This is a genomic window from Burkholderia sp. AU45251, from assembly GCF_030482905.1.
GTDB classification, from domain to species: domain Bacteria; phylum Pseudomonadota; class Gammaproteobacteria; order Burkholderiales; family Burkholderiaceae; genus Burkholderia; species Burkholderia aenigmatica.
The window spans coordinates 76,436-102,217 of the sequence record NZ_JAUJQH010000007.1 but is presented as its reverse complement, the minus strand read 5'-3'; the positions used below and the strand labels follow the sequence as shown (position 1 = coordinate 102,217).

General features: G+C 68.2%; 21 protein-coding genes and 2 pseudogenes. 9 read left to right on the top strand and 14 right to left on the bottom strand.

Annotated features, from left to right (window positions below; translation table 11 throughout):
* Positions 1–25: 25 nt before the first annotated feature.
* Entirely contained in the window at positions 26–1,303 is a 1,278-nt protein-coding gene (locus QZM67_RS16800) for a Zn-dependent hydrolase (protein WP_301804957.1), read from the bottom strand.
* Entirely contained in the window at positions 1,300–2,682 is a 1,383-nt protein-coding gene (locus QZM67_RS16795) for a dihydroorotase family protein (RefSeq protein ID WP_301804953.1), read from the bottom strand. Before QZM67_RS16795 ends, QZM67_RS16800 begins: the two co-directional genes overlap by 4 nt.
* Before the next feature lie 99 nt (positions 2,683–2,781).
* Between QZM67_RS16795 and QZM67_RS16790 the strand changes: the two genes are divergently transcribed.
* The 7 genes from QZM67_RS16790 (at position 2,782) to QZM67_RS16760 (ending at position 12,174) form a co-directional block, all read left to right on the top strand.
* Positions 2,782–3,672, top strand: coding sequence for a LysR family transcriptional regulator (locus QZM67_RS16790; RefSeq protein ID WP_174939643.1), 891 nt, complete (start codon positions 2,782–2,784; stop codon positions 3,670–3,672).
* 261 nt (positions 3,673–3,933) lie between these two features.
* A complete protein-coding gene (locus tag QZM67_RS16785) occupies positions 3,934–5,025 on the top strand; it encodes a DUF917 domain-containing protein (RefSeq protein ID WP_301804948.1) in 1,092 nt (363 codons plus the stop codon).
* A gap of 24 nt (positions 5,026–5,049) precedes the next feature.
* Positions 5,050–6,690 (top strand): urocanate hydratase, encoded by a 1,641-nt coding sequence (locus QZM67_RS16780; protein WP_301804947.1) that lies wholly within the window; start codon positions 5,050–5,052, stop codon positions 6,688–6,690.
* 36 nt (positions 6,691–6,726) lie between these two features.
* Positions 6,727–8,049, top strand: coding sequence for an MFS transporter (locus QZM67_RS16775; protein WP_011356606.1), 1,323 nt, complete (start codon positions 6,727–6,729; stop codon positions 8,047–8,049).
* Positions 8,050–8,066: 17 nt separating this feature from the next.
* Positions 8,067–9,701 carry a histidine ammonia-lyase gene (gene hutH / locus QZM67_RS16770; RefSeq protein ID WP_301804944.1) on the top strand — a complete coding sequence of 545 codons (1,635 nt, stop codon included), beginning with the start codon at positions 8,067–8,069 and terminating at the stop codon, positions 9,699–9,701.
* A gap of 165 nt (positions 9,702–9,866) precedes the next feature.
* Positions 9,867–10,967 (top strand): porin, encoded by a 1,101-nt coding sequence (locus tag QZM67_RS16765; protein WP_301804942.1) that lies wholly within the window; start codon positions 9,867–9,869, stop codon positions 10,965–10,967.
* Positions 10,968–11,076: 109 nt separating this feature from the next.
* The gene (locus QZM67_RS16760; RefSeq protein ID WP_301804941.1) at positions 11,077–12,174 is read left to right on the top strand and encodes a porin; all 1,098 of its coding nucleotides are present in this window, start codon (positions 11,077–11,079) and stop codon (positions 12,172–12,174) included.
* 45 nt (positions 12,175–12,219) lie between these two features.
* On the opposite strand, the pseudogene QZM67_RS16755 reads toward QZM67_RS16760, so the two are convergent.
* Positions 12,220–12,534, bottom strand: a pseudogene (locus tag QZM67_RS16755) (FCD domain-containing protein); the annotation flags it as partial.
* Here QZM67_RS16755 and QZM67_RS16750 point away from each other — a divergent pair.
* Positions 12,523–13,053, top strand: a pseudogene (locus QZM67_RS16750) ((Fe-S)-binding protein); the annotation flags it as partial. The pseudogenes QZM67_RS16755 and QZM67_RS16750 overlap by 12 nt on opposite strands.
* A 190-nt stretch (positions 13,054–13,243) precedes the next feature.
* Here QZM67_RS16750 and QZM67_RS16745 read toward each other — a convergent pair.
* The 5 genes from QZM67_RS16745 to QZM67_RS16725 all read right to left on the bottom strand — a co-directional run bounded on the left by QZM67_RS16745 (position 13,244) and on the right by QZM67_RS16725 (position 18,661).
* On the bottom strand, positions 13,244–13,603 hold the full coding sequence (locus tag QZM67_RS16745; RefSeq protein ID WP_205821207.1) for a BON domain-containing protein: 360 nt from the start codon (positions 13,601–13,603) through the stop codon (positions 13,244–13,246).
* A gap of 42 nt (positions 13,604–13,645) precedes the next feature.
* Complete coding sequence (locus QZM67_RS16740) at positions 13,646–14,704, bottom strand: porin (RefSeq protein WP_301804940.1); 1,059 nt, start codon at positions 14,702–14,704, stop codon at positions 13,646–13,648.
* 161 nt (positions 14,705–14,865) lie between these two features.
* Positions 14,866–16,212, bottom strand: coding sequence for a PhoPQ-activated protein PqaA family protein (locus QZM67_RS16735; RefSeq protein ID WP_301804939.1), 1,347 nt, complete (start codon positions 16,210–16,212; stop codon positions 14,866–14,868).
* Complete coding sequence (locus tag QZM67_RS16730) at positions 16,209–17,552, bottom strand: MFS transporter (RefSeq protein WP_301804938.1); 1,344 nt, start codon at positions 17,550–17,552, stop codon at positions 16,209–16,211. The genes QZM67_RS16735 and QZM67_RS16730 overlap by 4 nt, the downstream gene beginning before the upstream one ends.
* Positions 17,549–18,661 (bottom strand): CaiB/BaiF CoA-transferase family protein, encoded by a 1,113-nt coding sequence (locus tag QZM67_RS16725; RefSeq protein WP_175022653.1) that lies wholly within the window; start codon positions 18,659–18,661, stop codon positions 17,549–17,551. The genes QZM67_RS16730 and QZM67_RS16725 overlap by 4 nt, the downstream gene beginning before the upstream one ends.
* A 154-nt stretch (positions 18,662–18,815) precedes the next feature.
* On the opposite strand from QZM67_RS16725, the gene QZM67_RS16720 reads away from it, so the two are divergent.
* A complete protein-coding gene (locus QZM67_RS16720) occupies positions 18,816–19,790 on the top strand; it encodes a LysR substrate-binding domain-containing protein (RefSeq protein WP_301804935.1) in 975 nt (324 codons plus the stop codon).
* 101 nt (positions 19,791–19,891) lie between these two features.
* On the opposite strand, the gene QZM67_RS16715 is transcribed toward QZM67_RS16720, so the two are convergent.
* The 6 genes from QZM67_RS16715 to QZM67_RS16690 all read right to left on the bottom strand — a co-directional run bounded on the left by QZM67_RS16715 (position 19,892) and on the right by QZM67_RS16690 (position 25,466).
* The gene (locus tag QZM67_RS16715) at positions 19,892–20,797 is read right to left on the bottom strand and encodes a LysR family transcriptional regulator (RefSeq protein ID WP_175022651.1); all 906 of its coding nucleotides are present in this window, start codon (positions 20,795–20,797) and stop codon (positions 19,892–19,894) included.
* A 76-nt stretch (positions 20,798–20,873) separates the two neighbouring features.
* Entirely contained in the window at positions 20,874–22,118 is a 1,245-nt protein-coding gene (locus QZM67_RS16710) for an acyl-CoA dehydrogenase family protein (protein WP_301804933.1), read from the bottom strand.
* A 33-nt stretch (positions 22,119–22,151) separates the two neighbouring features.
* Positions 22,152–22,910 (bottom strand): SDR family NAD(P)-dependent oxidoreductase, encoded by a 759-nt coding sequence (locus tag QZM67_RS16705; RefSeq protein ID WP_301804931.1) that lies wholly within the window; start codon positions 22,908–22,910, stop codon positions 22,152–22,154.
* A gap of 7 nt (positions 22,911–22,917) precedes the next feature.
* A complete protein-coding gene (locus QZM67_RS16700; protein WP_043179052.1) occupies positions 22,918–23,682 on the bottom strand; it encodes an SDR family oxidoreductase in 765 nt (254 codons plus the stop codon).
* A gap of 58 nt (positions 23,683–23,740) precedes the next feature.
* The gene (locus QZM67_RS16695) at positions 23,741–24,772 is read right to left on the bottom strand and encodes a phosphotransferase (protein WP_175022649.1); all 1,032 of its coding nucleotides are present in this window, start codon (positions 24,770–24,772) and stop codon (positions 23,741–23,743) included.
* A 19-nt stretch (positions 24,773–24,791) separates the two neighbouring features.
* Entirely contained in the window at positions 24,792–25,466 is a 675-nt protein-coding gene (locus QZM67_RS16690; protein ID WP_301804929.1) for a histidine phosphatase family protein, read from the bottom strand.
* Positions 25,467–25,782 lie beyond the last annotated feature (316 nt).

Below are 25,782 nucleotides of genomic sequence, written 5' to 3'. Positions count from 1 at the left end.
CCCCCACCACGCGGGCGGGCTGCCGTTACACCGCGCCCGCCAGCGAACGATCGAGCCCAACGAGCGTTTGATACAGCACGCGCGTACCGTCGAGCAGTTGCTGCGGCTCGATCCATTCCTCCGGGCAATGGCTGCGGCCGCCCAGGCACGGAATGAAGATCATCCCGATCGGCCCGGTCGGCGCAACGTACACCGCGTCGTGCCCCGCGCCGCTCGGCAGCCGCATGCTCGGATAGCCGAGCTGGGTGGCCGCCTGTTCGACCGCGTCCATCACGAGCGGCTGGCAGTCGGTCGGCCGTGCGCGGCTCACGTGCTCCGCACGCGCACTCAACCGCAACGCGTCGAGCCGCGCGGCCGCACCGGCCAGCAGCGTCTCGGGGAATTCGTCGAGCACCGCGTCGCTGTCGCTGCGCACTTCGAGCATCAGTTCGACCTGCCCCGGCACCGCGTTCGGCACGTTCGGCGTCATCGCGATCCGCCCGATCGTCGCCACGACGTAGTGCGGATTGCCCGACAGCGCCGACGCGCGCGCATGCGCGGCCTCGATCAGGTGCGCAGCGCCGACCAGCGCGTCGCGGCGGATGTCCATCGGCGTCGTGCCTGCGTGGTCGGGTTGCCCGGTCACGGTGATCAGCACGCGCCGGATGCCGACGATGTTGGTCACGACGCCGATCGGCAAGCCGCGCGTCTCGAGTACCGGGCCCTGTTCGATATGCAGTTCGACGAACGCGGCCGTGCTGCCCGGCGCGCGCAGCGGTTCGCGCAGCGCGTCCGGATTGCCGCCGATGCGGCGCAACGCTTGCGCGAGCGTTTCGCCTTCGGCATTCGTCGCGCACAGCATGCCGGCGTCGAGTACGCCCGACAGCGCACGGCTGCCGACGCACGAAATGCCGTAGTCGCTCGGCTCTTCCGACAGGAAGTCGATCACCTCGAACGGATGGTCGAGCACGACCCCCTGCTCGTTCAGCACATGCGCGACCTCGATGCCCGCGAGCACGCCGATGATCCCGTCGAAGCGGCCGCCGCCGACCACCGTGTCGCAGTGCGACCCCGTGACGAGCGGCTTCGTGCAACGGCCGCTGCCTTCGCGGCGGCCGATCAGGTTGCCGCCCGCGTCCATCGACACCGTGAGGCCCGCCTCGGCGAATTGCGCGGCGAGCCATGCGCGCGCTTCGGTGAAGAGCGGCGAGAATGCGCGGCGCGTCCACGGGACGTCGGGCCGCGTAAAGCGCGCCAGTTGCTCGACGCGCGCGTTCAGGCGTTCGGCGTTCAGCGGCGGGAAAGGGAAATCCGTCGGATTCATGCTTGCTCCTGCGTAGCGATCGACCGGCTGCCGTGCGGCTTCAGGAAGCGGCCCGAGCCTGCCGGGTTGACGATGCGTTCACCGTCGTACACGAGCGCGCCGCGACAGTAGGTGGCGGCGATCCGCACCGTGAATTCCATCCCTTCGAACGCGCTCCACTGCACGGCCGACAGGCTGCGCGACGGATCGAATGCGTAACGTTCCGGCGTGAGGATCACGAAATCCGCATCGGTGCCGACGTCGAGCGATCCCTTGCGGTCATCGAGCAGGAAATGCCGCGCCGGGTTCGCCGCGAGCAGTTCGGCCACGCGCGTCGGCGCAACGCCATGCTGTTCGCAGCCGGTCCAGAACGCGGGCAGCAGCGTTTCGAGCCCCGGGCCGCCCGACGCGTTGCGGAACACGTTCGGGTCGCCCTTGCGTTCGAGCCCCCAGCTCACGTGATCCGACGACACGAACGTGCATTCGCCGCGCGCGATGTGCGTCCACAGCAGCTCCTGCTCGGCGCGCGGCCGGACCGGCGGGTAGTGCTTGGTTTTCGCGCCGAAGCGCTTCGTGTGCGTTTCGTGGTCGAGCATCAGGTACTGCACGCAGGTCTCGATGCTCGCGCGATGGCCGGCCTGCCGGAACATGTTGCACAGCTCGAAGCCGCGCGACGTCGACACGTGCACCGCGTGCGCGCGGGCGCCCGTCTCCGCGCCGATCTCGTAGATCAGCGCGGTCGCGAGGTTCTCGATCAGCGGCGGATGCGCGCGCAGGAACGCGTCCCAGCCCGTGTCGCCCGCCTCGATCATCCGCGCGATGTTCTTGCGCGTCATGTCCTGCATCTGGTTGTGCACGCCGCATGCGAGGCCCGACGGCGCGATCAGCCGGAACGCGTCGTACAGCACGTCCTCCTCGACGCGCGGGAACCGGCCGGGCGTCGCCTCGAACGTCGAGAACTTGAACGCGCACACGCCGCCGTCGATCAGCCCGGCCGCCGCTTCCAGGCCGTGCTTCGCGTTGAGCGTGCCGTACAGCGCGACGTCGACGTGGCAATCGCGCTCGGCTTCCGCGATCTTGCGGTCGAGCTGCGCGCGCGACGCGACCGGCTCCGGATCGTCGTACGGCATGTCGACCATCACCGTCACGCCCCCGGCAGCGGCCGCACGCGACGCGTGACCGGACCCCTCCTGGTTCGCCTGGCTGGCCGCATGCACCTGCCCGTCGACGACGCCCGGCAGCACCCACTGCCCGCGCGCATCGATCGTGTCGCGCGCCGCCGGCGGCACACCCGTGCCACGTGCGGCGATCCGCCCGTTCCTGATCGCGAGCCAGCCGTCGTCGACCACCTCGCGCGCATCGACCAACCGGCCGCGCACCACCTGTTCGAATTCGCTCATCTGCGCCTCCTGCTTTTTTGATCACGAGCAGTTTAGGCAGCGCTCTGCCAGAATGTCTCATGCCGATTTATCACCCCCACATAACATGGAGTTAAGGCTGTGCGTCTGAACCTGCGCCAGATCGAGGTGTTTCGCGCCATCATGCTGACCGGCTCGATCAGCGGCGCCGCGAAGCTGCTGCACGTCTCGCAGCCGGCCGTCTCGCGGCTCATTTCGTATGCCGAGCAGCGGCTCGGCCTTGCGCTGTTCGAGCGCATCAAGGGGCGCCTCTACCCGACGCCGGAAGCGCAGCGGCTGTTCGTCGAAGTGAATGCGGTGTACCAGGGCGTGCAGCGCGTCAACGAAATCGCGGAAGACCTGATCGAGAACCGGATGGGCCACCTGCGCATCGCGTGCAGCCCCAATCTCGGGCAATCGCTGCTGCCGCGCGCGATCGCCGCGTTCTACGAACGCTTTCCCGACGTGCGCATCATCCTGCACACGATGATCCCGAGCGTGCTGCTGCAGGCGGTGCTCACGCAGCAGGTCGAGCTCGGCATCGCGTTCCTGCAGGACACGCACCCGAACGTCGAAAGCCAGCGCCTCTATGAAAACCGGATGGTCGCGGCCGTGCCCGCGTCGCACCCGTTCGCGCGCCGCAAGACGCTGGCCGTGCGCGATCTCGCGGACCAGCCGCTGATCGGCTATGGCAGCGACATCCCGCTCGGGCAACTGGTGCGGCGGCTGTTCAGCGACGAAGGGCTCGTGCCGCAGGTCAAGATCGAAGTGCAGCAGGCGCACGTCGCGTGCGCGCTCGCGCAGGCCGGCACCGGCATCGCGCTGATCGACGAGCTGACGGTCGCGGGGCCCGTGTGGCCGCAGATCGTCGTGAAGCCGATCGTGCCGACCATTTCCGCGCCGGTCAGCGTGCTGCACCCCGTGCTGGCACCGCTGTCACGCCTCGCGCACGAGTTCATCGACACGCTGCACGCACTCTCCGCGCCCGCGTGAATTTCGTTGCCCGAACAGGCTGAAACCGTTGTCCGGCCGGCGTTTCGGCGCGGTACCGACGGTGGCGGATTGCGCCGTTCGCCAACCGTCGCTCGAGCGTCACCGGGATTACCCTACGCTTAACATTGCGTTATGAAGTCTCCATAAAATAGCAATAACGCTCAATATTCGGCGTCCCTAGAATCGTTTGGACAGTACCGCCACACAAGGCTTTCCGGCCGGCGCGTACGGGCCTTTTTCCCCTCTCAGGACAAACGACACATGGGACGCATTCTGTCTTCGAAGGACGTCGAAGCCGCCGTCAAGGGCGGTTCGGTTTTCGCATGCGGCGGCGGCGGCTGGGCCGACCACGGCCGTGAACTCGGCACGCTCGCGGTCACGATCGGCCGCCCCGAACTGGTGAGCATCGACGAGTTGCCGGACGACGCGTGGATCGCCACGGCCGCCGCGATCGGCGCGCCGGGCGGCCTCACCGACTGGCAGATGCTCGGCGCCGATTACGTGAAGGCCGCGCAGCTCGTGCAGGACGCGCTCGGCGCGCCGCTCGCGGGGCTCATCATCGGGCAGAACGGGATGTCGAGCACGCTGAACGCGTGGCTGCCGTCCGCGTTGCTCGGCACCAAGGTGGTCGACGCGGTGGGCGACATCCGCGCGCATCCGACCGGCGACATGGGCTCGCTCGGCCTCGCGTCGAGCACGGCGCCAATGATCCAGGCCGCGGCCGGCGGTAACCGCGAACACCATGCCTATATGGAAGTGGTCGTGCGCGGCGCGACCGCGAAAGTGTCGCCGGTGCTACGCAAGGCGGCCGATATGGCCGGCGGCTTCATCGCGAGCTGCCGCAACCCGATTCGCGCGTCGTACGTGCGCCAGCATGCGGCGCTCGGCGGCATCAGCCGCGCGCTCGCGCTCGGCGAAGCGATCATCGACGCCGAGCGGCGCGGCGGCAGCGCGGTGATCGACGCGATCTGCGCGGCCACGCACGGCGAGATCATCGCGAGCGGCAAGGTCGAGCGCAATACGCTCGAATACACGCGCGAAGCATTCGACGTCGGCCTCGTCTATCTCGGCAGCGGCACGCAGCGCGCGGTCATTCACGTGATGAACGAACACATGGCGGTGGACGATGCGCACGGCGAACGGATCGCGACCTACCCGGACGTGATCACGACGCTCGATGCCGAAGGCCGCCCCGTCAGCGCGGGCCAGTTGAAGGAAGGGATGGAGATTCATGTGCTGCGCGTAGCGAAGGCGCACATTCCGCTGTCGTCGTCGGTGTTCGATCCGGCAGTGTATCCGCCGGTCGAAGCCGCGCTCGGCATCTCGATCGCCGGCTATGCGCTCGCACGCTGAACGGGGGGCACGATGACGAACCCGATGACCCGCACCTTCGAAGTGACCTCGGGCACCACGCTGCGCTGCAAGGGCTGGCGCCAGGAAGCGCTGCTGCGCCTGCTCGAGAACGTACTCGCCGTCGGCGAGGATCCCGACCAGTTGATCGTCTACGCGGCGCTTGGCCGCGCGGCGCGCGACTGGCCGTCGCACGACGCGATCGTGCGCACGCTGAAGACGATGGACGAGAACGAGACGCTCGTCGTGCAATCCGGCAAGCCCGTCGCGCTGCTGCGCACGCATGCGAGCGCACCGCTCGTCGTGATGGCGAACTGCAACCTGATCGGCCAGTGGGCGAAAGCCGAGCACTTCTACGAACTGGAACGACGCAACCTGATCTGCTGGGGCGGCCTCACGGCCGGCGACTGGCAGTACATCGGCTCGCAGGGCGTGATCCAGGGCACCTACGAAATCTTCTCGCGGATCGCCGAGCGCCATTTCGACAACGACCTGCGCGGGCGCTTCATCCTGACGGCCGGCCTCGGCGGCATGGGCGGCGCGCAGCCGCTCGCGGGCCGGATGGCGAACGCGGCGACGCTCGTCGTCGAGATCGACCAGACGCGCATCGACAAGCGGCTGCAGATCGGCTTCCTCGAACGGCAGGCACGCGATCTCGACGAGGCGCTCGCGCTGATCCGCGACGCGCAGGCCCGGCGCGAACCGATCTCGGTCGGCCTGCTCGGCAACGCGGCCGACGTGTTCCCGGCGATCCTCGCGCGCGGCGTCGTCCCCGACATCGTCACCGACCAGACGGCCGCGCACGATCTCGTGTACGGCTACGTGCCGTCGGGCTATACGCTCGACGAGGTGCGTGCGCTGCGCGACAGCGACCGCACGAAGCTGATGGACGCGAGCCGCGCGTCGATCGTGCGGCACGTCGAAGCGATGCTCGGCTTCAAGGATCGCGGCGCGATCGTGTTCGACAACGGCAACCTGATCCGCACGCATGCGAAGGACGGCGGCGTGGCACGCGCGTTCGAGATCCCGGTGTTCACCGAGGCGTTCCTGCGCCCGCTGTTCTGCCGCGCGATCGGCCCGTTCCGCTGGATCGCGCTGTCGAACGACCCGAACGACATCCGCGTCATCGACGACTACCTGCTCGAACACTTCCCGGACAACCGGATCGTCACGAACTGGATCCGCAAGGCGCGCGAATGCGTACCGTTCGAAGGGCTGCCGGCACGCATCGCGTGGCTCGGCCACGGCGAGCGCACGCGGCTCGCGCTCGCGGTCAACGCGATGGTGCGCGACGGCGTGCTGGCCGGGCCGGTCGCGTTCACGCGCGACCACCTCGACGCCGGCGCGATGGCGCACCCGAACATCATGACCGAGAACCTGCGCGACGGCTCCGACGCGGTGGCCGACTGGCCGCTGCTGAACGCGATGATGAGCTGCTCGTCGATGGCCGATCTCGTCGCGATCCATTCGGGCGGCGGCGGCTACAGCGGCTACATGACGAGCGCAGGCATCACCGTCGTGGCCGACGGCAGCGCGGCCGCGAACGAGCGGCTGACGCTGTCGATGACGAACGACACCGCGCTCGGCGTGATCCGTTACGCGGACGCCGGCTACGAAGAAGCGCTCGACGAAGCGCAACGCAAGCAGATTCCGCATATCCGGCTGTAACGGCCGGCTCGCACGACGACAGGACAGGAGATCGAAGTGAAGCAAACCGCGGTTCCCCTCGACACGGCCGACGCCGTGTCGCCCCCTACCTCGAGTGCCGGGCGCGCGATCGCCGCGGCGTCGATCGGCAACGCGCTGGAGTGGTACGACTTTTCCGTGTACGCATTCTTTGCCGTGTACATCGCGCAGAACTTCTTCCATCGCGGCGACACGGGCACCGAGCTGGTCGAGGCGTTCATGGCGTTCGGGATCGGCTTCATCGCGCGACCGCTCGGCGCGCTCGCGATCGGCGTGTACGGCGATCGCGCGGGACGCAAGGCCGCGCTGACGCTGACCATCCTCGTGATGGCGGCCGGCACCGGCATCATCGCGTTCGCGCCGCCGTACACGGCGATCGGCGTCGGCGCGCCGCTGCTGATCCTGTGCGGCCGCCTGCTGCAGGGCTTTTCGGCCGGCGGCGAAGTGGGCGGCGCGGCGGCGTTCCTGATCGAGCACGCACCGGCGGACAAGAAGGGGCGCTACGCATCGTGGCTGCAGGCGAGCATGGCCGCGTCGAACATCCTCGGCGCGCTGGTCGCGACCGGCGTGACGCTCACGCTGTCGCGCGAACAGATCGGCGACTGGGGCTGGCGGATCCCGTTCATCCTCGGCCTCGCGATCGCGCCGGTCGGCCTGTGGCTGCGCAAAACGCTCGACGAAACGCCGCATTTCCGCGCGGAGATGGCGCGTGCCGCGCACGCGCCGGCCGAACGCAAGGCGCCGCTGCTGCAGGTCGTGCGCGACTATCCGCGTGCGCTCGTCGTCGGCACCGGGTTCTCGGTGTTGTGGGCCGTATGCGTGTATGCGCTGGTGATCTACATGCCAACGCACGTGCAGCGCGCGCTGCATTTCGACGGGCGTGACGCGTTCATCGCGTCGCTGGTCGGCAACTGCCTGATGGCCGTCACCTGCGTGTGCGCCGGGAGCTGGTCGGATCGCTTCGGCCGGCGCAAGGTGCTGACGGCCGGCGCCGTGCTGATGCTCGTGTCGGTGTATCCGCTGCTGCACTGGCTCGCCGACGTGCACACGCTGGCCGCGCTGATCGTCGTGCAGAGCGCGTTCTGCGTGATGGTCGCGATCTTCACGGGCGTCGCGCCCGCCGCGCTGTCGGAGCTGTTCCCGACGCAGGTGCGCGCAACCGGCATGTCGCTGTCCTACAACATCGCCACGACGATCTTCGGCGGGTTCGCGCCCGCGATTCTCGCGTGGCTCACGCAACGGTCCGGCAACCCGTTCGCGCCCGCCTGGTATGTGATGGTCGCGAGCGTCATCGCGCTCGCGTCGATCGCCGCGCTGTCTTCCACGTCACGTCACGCCTGAATTCGGAGAACCGCTTCATGCAACGCTTCCTCATGCGGAGCGCGATCGCGCTCGCGCTTTTCGCCGCCGTCCCGGCCTTCGCGGACGTCACGCTCGACGGCCGGTCCGTCACGCCCGAATCGATCGCACGCATCGCCGACGGCGAAGCCGTGTCGATCGCGCCGGCCGCCCGCCAGCGGGTCGTCGCCGCGCACGACGTGCTGCTGAAGGCCGCCGCGGCCGGCCAGCAGATCTACGGGCTGACGGTGGGCGTCGGCCTCAACAAGGACCGCGAGATGGTCGATGCGCACGGCAAGCTGAGCCAGGAGGTGATCGACGCGTCGACACGCTTCAACATCGGGCTGATCCACGCGCACTCCGGTAGCGTCGGTCCCGACATGAGCGTGCGCGTGGCCCGCGCCGCGATGGCCGCCCGCCTGAACGCGATGCTCGACGGCGGCGCCGGCGTGCAGCCCGCGATCGTCGATGCGTACGCGCAGTTCCTCAATCGCGGCGTCACGCCCGCGATGCCGGCGGACGGCTCGATCGGCGAAGCCGATATCACGATCCTCAGCCACGTCGGCCTCGCGATGCTCGGCGAAGGCGACGTGGTCTACCAGGGCCGCAAGATCGCGGCCGCCGATGCGCTGAAGTCGGCCGGTATCGCGACGATTCGCCCGTACGGCAAGGATGCGCTCGCGATCCTGAGTTCCAACGCGTACTCGGCCGGCATGGGCGCGCTGGCGCTCACCGACATGGCGCGTCTCGCGCAGGTGTCGAAGCTCGTGTTCGCGCTGAGCCTGCAGGGGCTGAACGGCAACGTGTCGCCGTTCCGCGAGGACACGCTCGCGCTGCGGCCGTTCCCGGCCACGCTGCGCGCGGGCGCCGCACTGCGCACGCTGCTCGCGGGCAGCAGCCTGTGGAACCGCGATCCGGACCGGCCGCTGCAGGACCCGCTCAGCTTCCGCTCCGGCGTCTACCTGCTCGGCGAAGAGGATCGCACCTCCGACGAAGCGCGTGCGCTGCTGCAGGTGCAGCTGAACTCGAGCGACGACAACCCGGGCGTCGCGGTGGGCGTCACGCCAAAGTCGAACCGCGCGCAGGATGCAGCCGGCTATGTCGACGGCGGCGGTGCGGTGCTGCCTAGCGCGAACTTCGAGCCGCTGCCGTGGGTGCTCGCGTTCGAACAGCTCGGGCTCGCGCTCGGCCACAACGCGCTCGCGTCCGCGCAGCGCATCGTCAAGCTGAACGACCCGCACCTCACCGGCCTCTCGCGCTTCCTCGGCACCGAGGACACCGTGCACGCGTTCGGCGCGATGGAGAAGCCGCCGACCGCACTCGCGATGACGGTGAAATCGCTCGCGATGCCCGTGTCGCTCGACTACCTGCCGGTCGCCGGCGGCATCGAGGACGTCGCGACGAACGCGCCCGACGTCGTGCAGCGCGTACAGAAGCAGATCGACGCGAGCTACACGCTGCTCGGTCTCGAACTGATCGAGGCGGCGCAGGCGATCGACCTGCGCCAGCGCAAGCAGCCGTCGTTCACGCTCGCGCCGGCCACGCAGCCGCTGTACCGCGCACTGCGCGCGAAGGTCGCGTTCCTTCAGCGCGACCGCCCGCTCACCCCCGACTTCCGCGCCGCCGACGCGCTGCTGCGCGCGTATCGCGACTGAGCGACGCACCGCCCTTCCTTCGTTACACCCGTTAGCTGCCACACCCGCCGCCGCGATCGTCGTTCGATCGCGGCACGCGGCACGTCCGTCATCTCGCACGTTCGCACGCAACCGAATCCAGCCGCCGCTCGCTGCCTTTCAACCACCCCGCACCGGAACACCATCATGAAAAAAATCCTGTTCGCGCTGCCGCTCGCCGCGGCCGCCACCGCCCACGCGCAAAGCAGCGTCACGCTGTACGGCATCGTCGAAGACGGCGTCGACTACGTATCGAACGTGCAGGGCAAGCACCTCGTGCAGCTCGCGTCGGGCGTGACGGCCGGCAGCCGCTGGGGCGTGCGCGGCACCGAGGATCTCGGCGGCGGCCTGAGCGCGATCTTCCGGCTCGAGAGCGGCTTCGACATCAACTCCGGCCGCCTCGGCAGCGGCCTCGCGTTCTCGCGCAACGCGTACGTCGGCCTGAACGACACGAAGCTCGGCACGCTCACGCTCGGCCGCCAGTGGGATTCGATCGTCGACTACGTCGAGCCGTTCACGCTGAACGGCAACATCGGCGGCTACTACTTCGCGCACCCGAACGACATGGACAACACCGACAACGGCTTCCCGATCTCGAACGCGGTGAAGTACCGCAGCCCGACGATCGCGGGCATCACGTTCGGCGGCCTCTATGCATTCGGCGGACAGCCCGGCCGCTTCTCGGACAACGCGACGTTCAGCGTCGGTGCAAGCTACGCGGCGGGCCCGGTCGGCTTCGGCATCGGCTATCTGCGGATCAACAACCCGGGCGTGTCGACGCAGGGCTACCAGAACTATCCGGGCTTCACGAACGCGATCTACGGCAACTACCTCGACGCGGCGCGCGCGCAGAAGGTGTTCGGCGTGGGCGCGTCGTACCAGGTCGTGCAGTGGCTGAAGGTACTGGCCGACTTCACGAACACGAACTTCCAGCAAGGCAGCGCGGGGCACGACGCGACGTTCCAGAACTACGAGCTGTCGACGCTCGTCACGCCGACGCCGGCTGTGACGGTCGGCGCAGGCTATACGTACACGACGGGCCGTGACCACGCGACGAACGCGGAGCCGAAGTATCACCAGTTCAACCTGAGCGTCGAATACGCGTTGTCCAAGCGCACGAGCGTCTACGTCATGGGCGCATTCCAGAAAGCGGCCGGCGACGCGCCGGTCGCGCAGATCGCGGGTTTCAACCCGTCGGGCAACCAGAAACAGGCGGTGGGCCGCGCGGGCATCCGTCACGCGTTCTGACGTTCGCGACGGCTGACGGTCAGGCGTGATGCCTGCCGTCGGTCGTTCGACAAACGAAACGCGGCGAAGCATCGGCATGCCGCCACTTCCTTCAGACAATTTTATCAGTATGCCTACTCATTCAAACCGGAACAAGAACGGGTGGCGCCATCGGCTCGCACCGGCGGTCAACCGCCGGCTGCTGTCGGCCGTCGGCGCCTCGCTGATCGCCTGCACGATCGCCGACGAAGCTGCGGCCCAGTCGTCCGTGTCGCTATACGGGCTGGCCGACGTCTACGTCGGTACGCAAAAGAGTCTCGGCAAGCCGCGCGCGTATGCGATGAATTCGGGCGGCTTCACGACAAGCTTCTGGGGGATCGGCGGCCGTGAGGACCTCGGCGGCGGCTACGCGCTGCAGTTCGCGCTCGAAGCATTCATGCGTCCGTCGAACGGCGGCGCCGGCCGCTTCAGCGGCGATACGTTCTTCGGGCGCAATGCGTATGTCGGCGTCGCGACGCCGTACGGCGCGCTGCGCGCCGGACGCAACACGACGCCGTATTACATCTCCGTCGTGCGCTTCAATCCGTTCTCGACGTCGTTCGGCTTTTCGCCGGCGCTGAACCAGATGTACAAGGGCGTCGCGGGGCAAGGCCTCGTCGGCGACAACGGCTGGAGCAATTCGGTGTTGGTTTCGACACCCGGCGAGTACGCGCTGCAAGCGAACCTGATCTATGCGACCGGCAACGATCCGGGCCACGCGGGCGCGAACCAGTGGGGCGGCAGCGTCACCTACGACGGGCACCGCGCGTTCAGCGCGACGCTCGCGTTCCAGCAGGCGAAATTCGACCGGATGCCCGGCGACCTGAACGCATCCATCGCCGGCTTCACGCAGCAGGACGCCGTGCTGGCCGGCGTCGGCTACGACCTGAAATTCGTGAAGTTCACCGCGCTTTACCAGTACGTGCACGACGCGATCGACGGCGGCGGGCTCGGCACGCATAGCGGGCAACTAGGCGCGGCGGTACCGCTCGGCTTCGGCACGGTGCTCGCATCGGTGATGGCCGCGAAAAGCCACGGCCGCGACCGCCCGTCGCGAACGACCTGGGCGCTCGGCTACGACTACCGGCTGTCGAAACGGACCGACGTCTACGTCGCGTACATGCGCGACCGCGCGAGCGGCTACGGGAACGGCGATTCGGCTGGGCTCGGCCTGCGCACGGCGTTCTGAACACACGCCATCAAGGCGCCATGACAGCGTGCACGCGGCGTGTGATTACGCGTCCACTTCCGCGTGCAGCAGCAACACCGCGTCGCGCTTCTCCAGCAGATGCCGCCGCAGGATCGCCGCGAGCGCCTTGCCGTCGCGCGCCTCCAGCGCCTTGATCATCTCCTCGTGATCGTGCACCGCGCGATCCCACTTCTCGACATGCTGGTTCGAGCGGAACCGCATCGACATGATCCGGCGATTGATCGATTGATACGTCGCGCGCAGCGCCGAGTTGCGCGCCGCCTCGTTGATGCGGTCGTGGATTTCCTGGTTGCGGCTGTAGTAGCCGGGCAGGTCGTTCTGCAGCCGGCACGCGAGCATTTTCGTTTCGCGCCCGGCTACACGGCGCTGCCGCTGCAACCGGCGCTCGACTGGTCGGCATGGAACGTCACGCGCAATCCGCTGACAGGTGACGAAACCGCCCCCGGCTCCGGCGCCGACATCACTCACGGGCTCGCGTCGGCCGTCGAGATGTGCAACAACAACGGCCACTGCCGCAAGTTCGACGCGGGCACGATGTGCCCGAGCTACCGCGTGACGCGCGACGAGCAGCACGTGACGCGCGGCCGTGCGAACACGCTGCGGCTCGCGGTGACGGGCCAGCTCGGCGCCGATGGCCTCGCCGGCGACGACGTGAAGGCCGCGCTCGACCGGTGCGTGTCGTGCAAGGGCTGCAAGCGCGATTGCCCGACCGGGGTCGACATGGCGCGCTTCAAGATCGAGGCGCGGCATGCGTGGAACCGCAAGCACGGCACGACGCTGCGTGAACGGCTCGTTGCGTACCTGCCGCGTTATGCGCCGTGGGCCGCGCGGATGCGTGGCGCGATCGTCATCGCGGACGGCACGAGTTGCCGGCATCAGATCCAGGACGGCGCGCAGACGCAGGTCGTGCATGTGGCGAAGGTGCTGGCGCGGGCGCTCGGCAATACCCCATCACGCTAGCGGCATGCGCACGACCCGGCCGGCGGCGTCCGCTCACCGGATGCGCGGGCCACGTCCGATCGTTCCGCATCGGGGCGGCCCGGGCCGATCACGGCATCTGCTCGCCCAGGCGCAGCTGATTCGTCACCTGCGTCACTCCGTCGACCTGCCGGGCCGCGTCCACGGCCATCGCGGCCTGCTGACCGTCGCTCACACCGCCGCGCAGCGTCACGACGCCGCTCCGGGCACGCACCACGATGCGCGTCGCGTTCAGCCCGCGTGTTCGTGCGAGTGCGGCGCTGACACGGCGCGTCAGGCGCCGGTCGTCGGCCCGGCGCGCCTGGTCCGCCGGTGCCCCGCTGGCAAGGGTTGGCGACCCAAGGTCCGATGCGGCCCGCGCGGGACCGGCTACGGCGACGATGCCGCATGCCAAGGCGGTCGCGATCAATACACGTTGCACTGCTTTCATGGAGTCTCCCTTCACACACGGAAAATGGCGTCGACCCGACGCTCAGAATTTCGTCATCAGGCCGATCGACGCCCCCGTCACGCCACTGCCGCCCGGCCGCAAGCCGATGGCCGCGATATTGGTCGGATCGGTGCGGTATGCGCCGGAGAAACCGTTGCGATCGAACTCCGCATAAATCTCGGTGCGCTTCGACAGGAAGTATTCGACGACCGCATAGGTCGTGAGCTTGTGCCCGTCCGCGTCGCGCCGGTTACCGAGATTGCGGCCGATGTCGTCGTACATGCCGGCCGTGAACTGCAGGAACGGCGTGGCCTGATAGACGATGCCCACCGACGGGATCTTGTCGCGACGGTGCGGCCGGCTCGGGTTCGCGCTCGATATGTCCAGGGCCGAGTAGCTCGCATAGAGCCGGCCCGCACCGATCTGCCAGGTCCCGCCCGCCATCCAGGTCTGCGCGGACTGCGACGCGTCCGCGCTGTACGTCTTCGCATAGGACGCACCGCCGAGCACCGTCTGGTACTGATACATCGCCGCAGCAGAAAAATTGGTTCCGGCGCGCGTATTGCCGGCGACGCCGCCGGGCGAATAGCTCGCCGCGACACGCAGACCGCCCAGTTCGCGGATGTACTTGATCGTGTTGTTGAAGCGGGAATCGAGCGTGAACGGATTGCCGACCCACAGCACACCGGGCTCGATGGCAAGCGACTGGCCGCGCCCGCCCGCCGGATCCACGACGATCCCGAAGTCGGTCGCCGCATTGAACTGGCGCCCGAACGTCAGGCGCCCGAAGCCGCCCGTCACACCCACGTACGCCGCCTGCGAAAACAGCGTGCCGGCCGTCTTCACCGCGCCGGTTCCGCTGCTGAAGGCGCCATCGAGCACGAACAGCGCCTTGAATCCGCCGCCCAGATCCTCCTTTCCGCGAATGCCGAAATCGTTTCCCGAGATCATGTTGTTGTTGAACCCCACGGCGCTCCCGCCCTGCATGCCGTTGGTCCATCGAATCCCGCCGCCGATCTGCCCGTAGAGGGTCACGCTCGACTGCGCCACGCTGATGCCCGGCAACGCGCCGAGCAATGCCATCCATGCGAATTTCCTCATCCGTCTCCTCCTGCCAGTGCCTGGCTTTATATGTTGGTCACTGCCTCACTTCATGATTCGCATACCGAATTAATCGATCGATGCTCGTTGCCGATCGCTTCACGTTGTTACCGGGATCGGCGCTCCGCGTGCCCGCGCGCACCGATTCCCGCCCTCCTGGATTACTCTGCCGGCCGCCCGACGTTCTGCACGAGCGAGCTGACGTATCCCGGCCCGCCAGCGCCGTCGTGCTCGACCTCGACGTACCACGCGAGGTTGTGACCCGCCCGCAGGTTCAGCGCAGCGTGCCACTCGCCGTCACGCGCCGCCATCGGCGTCGACTGCCACGTGGCGCTGCGCCAGTCCTGCGAGACCGGGTGAAACGCGTGGAACAGCCTGACACCCGACACGTGCTCCGGCTCGACGCGTGCGGCCACGGCCAGCCGGTCGCCGGCCGTCTCGTGCCGGACCACCGGCATGCGCGGCACGCGACGGCCGGCAAAGGTGCGGGCCAGCCACATCCGCCACGCCGCCAGATGCTTCGTGGAGACCCACGAATGACGCACGTTGTCGACGGCGAGATAGGCCTTGTCACCCGGCATCTCGGTCATCATGCTGTTGGGCGCGCCGAGCGCGAAGAACTCGTCGTTCGTGCCGAGCGCGATGAGATAGGCGGCCTTGATCCGGTCACGCCACAGATACGGATCGAAATGCATCAGCATGCGAAAACCGACCGGATTGTTGAGCGCGCGCAGCATCGTCTCCGCGCCCTGAAAGCCCGGGCCGGCGCGCGACTCCGACGGCCCGGCGACGTGCGGCCCGAACTCGGCAAATTTCGTTGCCAGGTGATACAGGTTGTTCCCGCCGTGGTAGCCGCACACCATCACGCCCGCCACCCGGTCCGGGTCCGCGCCCGACGCGATGGCCACGCCGACCCCGCGCTTCGAATTGCCGAGCAGGACGGCCCGCTTCGTCCCGATGCCCGCGAGCGAATGCAGCAGCGTGATGGCGCGGAGATATGCCTTCGCGATCGGGTAGTACCCGTTCCAGGTCAGGTCACCGGTTTCCAGCATCTTCTTCAGCGCATAGCCGGTGAAATCCGATTCGTCGAGGCCGAACGGGCAATCGGCCGGGTTCGCGAAGATCATGATCGGCATCCCGAGGTCGAGCGCCGTGCCTTCCGCGTATTCGCCCTCGGTATCGAGCGTCGTGCCCGGAATGACGCGCCGGGCCCATTCCCCAGGCTCGAAGCACTGGCGCTCCGTGCCGATGATGCCGGCTGCGCCGTCGCCGTCATAACCGTCGGGCACGTAGATGCGGGCGGGATGCCGCCAGACGAGCCCGTGCCATTGCTGGCTGGTGAAGGTCAGCTCGATGACGCGAACCCGGCGACCGGCACGATGCCGGCTGTCGCGCACGCCATCCGAGACGATCTCCGGCTTCAGCGTCGATTCGTCGAGCAGTTCCGCCGTGTCGAAAAAAGGTGCCGGCCCGAGCGCCGGCTGCGTATCCGTGAACATCTGATTCATGAGCGCAGTTCCTGGTTGATGAGTGCCGCTTCGGCGGCCTTGGGGCGAATGACACAGGCAAACAGCAGCACCACGGCGACGAGCGCGAGTGCGACGAGATAGAGCGCCGGGTCGAGGTTGCCCGCCCGCACGCGAATCGCGCCGAACAGCGCGGAACTCACGCCAGATGCCGCGCCCATGCTCGAGATCAGCGCCACCCCGGCGGCGGCATCGCGCGGCAACAGGCGGGTCGCGATCGCCCAGAGCACCGGGTACGCAGACGCGATGCCGCTGGTTGCCAGGATGGCGCCGGCCATGACGCCGGGCAGCGCACCGTGCGAGACGGCCATCGTGCACAGCCCGGCAATGCCCGCGCCGACCGCGACGATGAAATGCAGGTGACGCTCGCGGCGTCGATCCGAACGGCGGCCATACCAGACCATCGCGATCGTGCCGATCAGGTTCGGGATCACGACGTACAGGCCGACGTGCTGCAGGTTCGTGACGCCGGTCGCCTCGATGATGGACGGCAGCCAGAAAATCAGCAGGTTGGTCGCGCACCCCATCGAGAACGTCGTGAAGCCCAGCAGATAGACGCACGGCTCCCGCAGCGCAGCACGCAACGGATGGCGGGCGGCATGCCGGCCCTCAGGCACGCCCAGCGCCTGCTGCACGATGCGGCGCTCGTCGGGCGACAGCCAGCGGGCCTGTTCGGGGCCTTCGGGCAGCACCCGGAACGCGATCACGCCGAGCACGATGCTCGGCACGCCTTCCAGCAGCATCAGCCATTGCCAGCCGGCGAGCCCCGCCACGCCATTCATCGCGTTCAGCACCCAGCCCGACACCGGCCCGGTCACGAGCCCGGCTGCGGCAGCGGCCGTCATGAACAGCGCAATGACCTTCGCGCGGCGCTCGGGCGGAAACCAGAACGTGAGATACACCACGACGCCGGGGAAGAATCCCGCCTCGAACGCGCCGAGCAGGAAGCGCAGCGTGTAGAACTGGCCCGGCGTCCTGACGAACAGCGTCGCGGCCGCAACCGTGCCCCACAGCACCATGATCCGCAGCAGGGTGCGGCGCACGCCGACCCGCCGCAGCATCAGGTTGCTCGGCAGTTCGAACATCAGGACCCCGACGAAGAATGCCGAGGCCGCCACGCCGTACACCGCGTCGGTGAATCCGAGCGCGCCCTGCATCTGCAGCTTCGCGAGGCCGATATTGTTGCGATTGACGAACGCGGTCAGATAACACAGGAACAACAGCGGCACGAGACGCCTCGTGATGCGCGCGAACACCCGCTCCGCTTCGCTGCGCGCGGCCATGCCGCCGCCGTCCGTCGAGCATTCCACTCCGGTGTTCATGCGGACGTCCCTCCGTCAGGACGCGCCGCGTGCACGCGATAGCCTAGGCCCGGCGACAGCACGCTGCAGTCGCCGTCGGACAACATGACGGTTTCAAGCGCGTCGTGGTTCATCGCGTCGTCCACGAACTCGACGATCGTGCGCACCTTCGCGCAGGCCACGCCCACGCCGGCGCACGCCGCCTCGAGGTCGGCCGCGCGCCATTCACGGATCGCGGCGGCCAGCGCGGTGCGCAACGCCACCGGGTCGCTGGCGCGCAGGAACGCGGCCGGCCCGCCGGCATCGAGCGGCGGATCGAAATAGCGCGGATCGCGTGCGATGTCGGCGCGCCCGAGTATCCCGAGCGCGGCCGCCAGTTGCCGCGGCGTATTGGCGCCAAGCGCGACCCAGCCGTCCTGCGTGGCGAACAGGTCCGCCGCCGGACTGCCCGAGTATCCCTGGTTGCCGACCCGCGGCGGCGCAACGCGGGCCGTGAGCGCCTGGCACGCGAACGGATACATCAACTGCAACGCGGCGCCGGTCATCGACACGTCGAGATACCGCCCCAGACCGGATGCATCCCGCTCGCGCAGCGCGGCCAGGATCGCCATCGCAGCGACGAGCCCCGTGCCGGCATCGACCACCGGGAAGCCCGTCTTGACCGGCGGCTCGCCTTCACGGCCGGCCATCAGCGTCATGCCCGTCGCCGCCTGGACGACATGATCGTAGGCCGGCCGGCCCTGCCACGCCCCGGTGTTGCCCCAGCCGCTGATCGCAGCGTAGACGAGCCCGGGATTCCGCGCCCGCAGCGCGCCGTCGCCCAGGCCGAACCGGTCGAGCACGCCCGGCCGCAGGCTGTCGACCAGCACGTCGGCTTCGCGCGCGAGTTCGAGCGCCTGGTCGCGGTCGCCTGCGTCGCTCAGGTCCAGCTCGATGGAGCGCTTGCCGGCGTTCAGCGCAACGAAGCCCATCCGCCCGTTGCCGCGGCGCATCACGTCGCCGCCGTTGCGATTCTCGATCTTGACGACCTCGGCACCGAGTTGTGCCAGATGGAACGTCGCCAGCGGGCCCGCGATGACGTGCGTGAAATCCAGCACGCGAATCCCGGCGAGCGGTTTGAATGCCGTCATGCCCGCGCTCCTTTCGCCGCCGCCCGACGCGTCGACGCCCCGGTCGGCTGCCATTGCCGGTCCCCTGCTTGCCCCAACCCCTTGCGCATGTCTCTCTCCATTAGGTCGAGTCACTATTGTGGGCAGGTTGCGCTTTCATGAAAATTGAAGATTCATGAACCAGCATTCCGAAAACATGAATCCCGACCTGATTTCCGGGCGACGCAATGCGGGTAATTTCCTGCGGCTGCGACACTTGCGCATGCTTGAGCTGGTCGCGGACGGCGGCTCGCTCGCCGCGGCCGCACGCGTGCTGCACCTGTCGCAGCCGGCGATCACGAAAATGCTGCAGGAGATGGAAGCGGTGTTCGGCACGATGCTCGTGACGCGCGGCGCGCGCGGCGGACGGCTGACCGCCGATGGCGAAGCCGTCCTGCAGCGCCTGCGGATCGCGCTCGCGCAATTCGACGTCGCGCTGGCCGGCGACGGCAACGACGAAGGCCGGCCGCTGCTGCGCATCGGCATGCTGCCCGTGGTCAGCGTCGCGCTGTTGCCGCAGATCATGCGGAACCTGACGCGGGACGCACCCGCGCCACGGTTCACGGTCATGGAATCGAACGTCTCGGGGCTGCTGGACGCGCTGTCGGCCGGAAGGATCGACTGCATCATCAGCCGCCCTGACGCGGAAGCGCTATCGAAGCTCGACGGGCTCGACGTCACGATCCTCCCCGTGTACGAAGAACCGCTCGCGATCGCGTGCCCGCTCGCGCATCCGTTCGCCGATGCGCGACGCGTGTCGACGGAGCAGTTGCAGCGCGAAGACTGGATCGTCCCGCACGCCGGCACCGATACCCGCCGCGCGTTCGACGCGCTGTTCGTCGATCACGGCCTGATGCCGCCGCGCCCGCTCGTCGAATCGATGTCGTTTCACACGAACCTGCAGATGGCCGACGCGCTCGGCGCGCTGACCGTCGCGCCGCAGTCGGCCGTGCTGCACTATGCGCGCATGGGCGTGATCCGGAGGGTCGGTGGTTTTCCGGTCATGCCGGTGGGGGAAATCGCGCTGATTCACCTCGCGACGATGGCCAGCCTGCCCGCGCTGCAGCGATTTCGCGATGCGGTCGAAGCGGCCGCGCATGCACGTCGTTGACGCGCGGTTATCGCAGGCGGGCCGGTTGCCGTGCCATCACGCCATCCACCCGGCGTGCAGTCTGGCTGACGTCGAATTCGCCGACGGCCGCCGCACGCGCATCACTGCGGTTCGCCGATCCCGCCCATCAGCGTCATCAGTTGCTCGCGCAACCATCGGCTGCCCTGGTCCTGATCGGCGCTGCGATGCCAGTAGCAGAAGTATTCGAGGCCCGGCATCTCGAACGGCAGTTCGAGAATGCGCGCCGGATAGCGCTGCAGCAGCCGCAGCGGCGCCGTCAGCGCGAGATCGCCGCGCATCGCGATCAGCGGCGCGACCATGTAGTGCTGCACGCGCATCTGGATGGTGCGGCGCAGCCCGAGGCGCGTCAGTTCCGCGTCGACGTGCCCGCTGCCCTTGCGGCGGCTCGACACGTGGATGTGCCCCATCGCAAGGTAGTCGTCCATGGTGAGCGTGTCGCCCTTGAACGGGTGATCGTCGCGGATCATGCACGCATAGCGGTCGCGCACGAGCAGCGCCTGGTGCAGATGCGGATCGCCGATCAGCGGCGCGTCGATCGCGATGTCGACGGAGCCGTTCGCGAGCGCGGTCGCGACTTCGCGGCGATCCATCGTGTAGCTGCGCACGTGCATGCCCGGCGCATGCGTCTGCAGCAGTTCGCCGAGCGCGGGCAGCAGCAGCGCTTCGGTCAGGTCGCTCATGCTCATCCGGAACACGCGCGTCGACGACGCCGGATCGAACACGTCGCCTTCGTGCGCGCTCGAATCGAGCAGTTGCATCGCCTCGCGCACGCGGCCGACGATGTTCTCGGCCAGCGGCGTGGGCATCATCCCGGCCGGCGTGCTGACGAACAGCGGATCGTTCAGGGTCTTGCGCAGCCGCGCCAGCGCGTTGCTGACGGCCGGCTGCGTGAGATTCAGCACCTCGGCCGCCCGCGTCAGGTTGCGCTTGGTGTAGATCGCGTCGAATACGACGAACAGGTTCAGGTCAATCTTCGAAAGGCGCATCGCCGGATCTCCTTGCCGGCATCTTACGGCGTGCGCCTCCCGTTCGTCCACGGCCCTGCGCATCGTGGCGAGACGCTCAGCCGCGCAGCGGCGGCGTCAGGTACGGGGCCGTCGAACCGGGCTCGCCGTCCTTGAGTTCCATCCGCGCGATCGCCTGCAGGTGCACCTCGTCCGGGCCGTCTGCGAAGCGCAGCGCGCGGCCCCAGGTCCAGAGGTCGGCGAGCGGCGTATCGGGGCTCAACCCCGCCGCGCCGAACACCTGCATCGCGCGGTCGCACACGTCCGTATAGACGGTCGGCACCAGCGCCTTGATCATCGCGATTTCCTTGCGTGCCGCCTTCGCGCCGACCTTGTCGATCATCCACGCGGCCTTCAGCACGAGCAGGCGCGCCTGCTCGATCTCGATGCGCGAGCGCGCGATCCATTCGCCGACCGTGCCGTGCTTGTTCAGCGGCTTGCCGAACGCGACGCGCGACTGCGCGCGGTCGACCATCAGCTCCAGCGCCAGCTCGGCCGCGCCGATCGAACGCATGCAGTGGTGGATGCGGCCCGGCCCGAGGCGGGCCTGCGCGAGCGCGAAGCCGCTGCCTTCCTCGCCCAGCAGGTTGCTCGCCGGCACGCGCACGTTGTCGAACGTGATCTCGCAGTGCCCTTCCGGCGCGTAGTGATTGACCACCGTGATGTTGCGCACGATCGTCACGCCCGGCGTGTCGCGCGGCACGAGGATCATGCTCTGCTGCTGGTGCGACGCGGCCTCGGGATCGGTCTTGCCCATCACGATGAAGATCTTGCAGTTCGGATGCGCGGCGTTCGTGATGAACCACTTGCGGCCGTTGATCACGTACTCGTCGCCCACGCGCTCGATGCGCGTCGTGATGTTCGTCGCATCCGACGATGCCACATCCGGCTCCGTCATCGCGAACGCCGAGCGGATCTCGCCGCGCAGCAGCGGCTTCAGCCACTGTTCGCGCTGCTCGGGCGATGCGAACATGTGCAGCAGCTCCATGTTGCCGGTGTCCGGCGCGTTGCAGTTGAACACTTCCGACGCCCAGCCCACCCGCCCCATGATCTCGGCGAGCGGCGCGTATTCGAGGTTCGTCAGGCCCATGCCGGGCTCGTCGTCCTTCAGGTGCGGCAGGAACAGGTTCCACAGCCCTTCCGCCTTCGCGCGTTCCTTCAGTTCCTCCATGAACGACACGGGATACTGGCCCGCGTGCACTTCCTCGTTCCACTGGCGGATGCGCGGCACGATGTGCGCGTCCATGAATGCGCGCACGCGGCTGCGCAGTTCTTCCACTTTCGGGGTGTAGCCAAAGTCCATGATCGACTCCTCGAATTCGTTCGTCCGGTTCCGTCAGAAGGCCGAGACACCGCCGTCGACGGCGACGGCCTGCCCGGTCAGATAAGTGTTTTCCTTCGCGCACAGCGTCAGCATCGTCGCGACGATTTCCTCGGGCCGACCGAGCCGCTTCATCGGCGAGCCCTGCGCGAGAAAGTCCTGGCGGTCGCCGATATCGCTGTCGGTGACCATCGGCGTCGTGCTGTAGAACGGGCACACCGCATTCACGCGAATGCCGTGGCGCGCGTATTCGATGGCCGCCGTCTTCGTGAGCCCGACCACCGCATGCTTCGACGCCGCATAGGCCGCCAGCTTCGGCGCGCCACCGAGCCCGGCCATCGACGCGACGTTCAGGATCACGCCTGCGCGCTGCGCGAGCATCTGTCGGATCTGATGCTTCATGCCGAAGAACACGCCCTTCGCGTTCACCGCGAAGCTCAGGTCGAGATCGGCTTCGTCGGTGTCGATCAGCGCCTTCATCGGCGGCGCGATGCCCGCGTTGTTGATGCCGACGTCGAGCCGGCCGAAACGCTCGGCGGCCGCACGCACCAGCGCCGCCACCTCAGCCTCGACGCGCACGTCGCAGCGCTGCGCGATCACGTCGGCGCCGGCTGCGCGCAGCGGCGCGGCCACGCGTTCGAGCGCGTCGCCGTTCAGGTCGCCGAGCGCGACGCGCGCGCCCATCGCGGCCAGCTCGCTCGCGAGCAACGCGCCGAAGCCGCTCGCGGCGCCGGTGATCATCACGGCCTGTCCGGCGTAGCTGTCGATCTTCATCGCGCGCTCAGATCGTCAGGCCGCCGTCGACGACGATGCATTCGCCGTTCGTGTAGCTCGCCGCGTCCGACACGAGATACAGCACCGTGCCGGCCATTTCGCGCGGCTCCGCATGGCGGCGCAGCGGAATCTTCCCCATCCAGGTCTCGTAGATGTCCTTGTCGGCGAACAGCGCGCCCGCGAACTTCGTCTTCGTGAGGCCCGGCAGCAGCGCGTTCACGCGGATGCCGAGCGGCCCGCATTCCTTCGCGAACGCCTTCGTCATGTTGACGACCGCGGCCTTCGTGATCGAGTAGATGCCCTGCCGGTCGCCCGGCTGCAGTGCGTTCACCGACGCCGTGTTGACGATCGCGCCGCCGCCGTGCGTCTTCATCAGCTTGCCGGCCTCGACCGACATGAAGAAGTAGCCGCGGATGTTCACGTCGACCGTCTTCTCGTACGCGGCGAGGTCGGTATCGAGGATGTGCCCGAAATACGGGTTCGCGGCCGCGTTGTTCACCAGGATGTCGAGGCGGCCGTGCTTGCCGCGGATATGCTCGAACGTCGCGGCGATGTCCTCGAGCCGCCCGACGTGGCAGGCCAGCGCCTCGGCGCGGCCGCCTGCCGCGACGATCTCGTCGGCCACGGCCTGGCAGTCGTCGAGCTTGCGGCTCGACACGATCACGTGCGCGCCCTGCTCCGCGAGCAGTTTCGCGATTTCCTCGCCGATGCCGCGGCTCGCGCCCGTCACCAGGGCGATCTTGCCCGTCAGGTCGAACAGATTCGTTGCCATGTTGCTGCGCTCCTCCGTTGATGTGTTGTCGTGCCGCCGCGCGGTGAAACCCGCGACGTCAGCGATGCGCGTCGATCACGCCGACGGCCAGTTCGGCCAGCCGCCCGGTCATCTCGCCGACGCGCAGCGCCTGCTCGCTCGACGCATTGCCCTGCAGCGCGCGCGCCTTCACGCCCTGTGCGATCGACGCGAGCCGGAAGAAACTGAATGCGAGGTAGAAGTGCCAGTCGCGGATCGGCTCGATGCCGCGCAGTTCGCAATAGCGCGCGACGATCGCCGCTTCGTCCGGCACGCCCAGTTCGGCGCGATCCTGGCCCGCGAGCCCGCGCACCTGCCCGCCGGACGGCAGCCGCAGGCACATGCAGAGATACGCGAGATCGGCGAGCGGGTTGCCGAGTGTCGACAGTTCCCAGTCGAGCACGGCCTGCACGCGATAGCTGTCGCGCGCGAACATCAGGTTGTCGATCCGGAAATCGCCATGCACCAGCGTCGGCCGGCCCGTGTCGGCGGGGCACGCCTTCGGCAGCCAGTCGATCAGCGTTTCCATCGCGTCGAGGCGCTCCGTTTCCGCCGCGCGGTACTGCTTCGTCCACACGCCGATCTGGCGCTCGAAGTAGTTGCCGGGGCGGCCGTAGTCGGTGAGGCCCACCGCGTCGACATCGACGTCGTGCAACGCGGCCATCGTCCGCAGCAACGCGTCGTAGCACACCGCGCGATCGGCCTTCGGCAGTTCCGGCAGTGCGGGATCCCAGAAGATCCGGCCGTCCTCGAAGCTCATCACGTAGAACATGCTGCCGATCACGTCGCGGTCTTCGCAGAGGTGATACGGACGCGCGACCGGCACCGCGGTGCCCGACAGCGCGCTCAGCACGCGGAATTCGCGGTCGACCGCGTGCGCGGACTTCAGCAGTTCGCCGGGCGGCTGGCGGCGCAGCACGTAGCGGCCGCTCTTCGCATGCAGCAGGAAAGTCGGATTCGACTGGCCGCCGGCAAACTTCTCCGTGTCGACCGGGCCTTCGAAGCCCGGCACGTGCGCTTCCAGATAGCGCGTGAGGCGGGCTACGTCGAGTTGCTGGGTAGGGTTCGTCATCGTCGCGATCGTTCGTGGGTCAGCCATAGGTTCGCAGCGCGTGTCGTTCGGGATCCTCCAGATGCGGGATGCCGTTGAACGACGCGAGGTGGAACGCATCGGCGTTGAAGAAAAACTGCGAAAGACTGCTGTTGCGGATCTGCAGGTTCAGCGCGATCGCGCTCGACGGCGGTGCCGCGAGCACCTGCTGAACGGTGACCGCGATCGGGCCGCCGGAGCTCACCGCCAGCACGCGCTGACCACCGCCGTGGCGGATGGCCGCGCGGGCCTCGGCCACGCGCTGCTGGAAGTGCGCCCAGGTCTCGGGCGCCGAATCGCCGAGCTTGTCTTCCGACCAGAGCTGCAGCACCTGCCGGAGCGCGCGGAAATGTTCCTTCATCGAGCCGGCCGCGAGGCGGGCGAGCGCCGGGTAGTCGTGCGCGGCGGCGGCGAACAGGCCGTGGAAGTCGTATTCGTTCAGGCCCGGATGGCGGTCGACCGGCGTGCCTTCCCGGCCCATCCCGCGCAGGATCGCGTCGACCGTCTGCGCGTGGCGGTTCAGCGTGCCGCAGATCACGCGGTCGAATGTGAGCGCTTGCTGCGCGAAGTATTCGCCGAGCCAGACGCTCTGCTGCTCGCCCGCCGCGGACAGCCGGTCGTAGTCGTCCGTGCCGAAGGACGCCTGCCCGTGCCGTACCAGAAAAAGTTCAGCCATCGCATGCCCGCCAGATCAGAAGGATTCAGCATAGGGGGCGGGGACGCATTTTTAAACTTTATTTTCTGAATCCGGGGGTATTCATTGGGTGAATTGCGGTGGGCCGCCGTTTCCACGGATCGGGAAATAGCGACTAACGCGGGTGCGGCACGGCAAACCATCATGGCGATGCACGGCAAGCGCGATCGCGCGTGACGCGGTACCGGCATGCCACCCCGTTGAAGCGCGAGCCGACCGGCCGGATTCGGCGAGGCCCCGCCTTCGAAGCAATCCGCTGACGCGGTCCGGCGCGCGCCGCCGCCCCGCCTCTGATCGA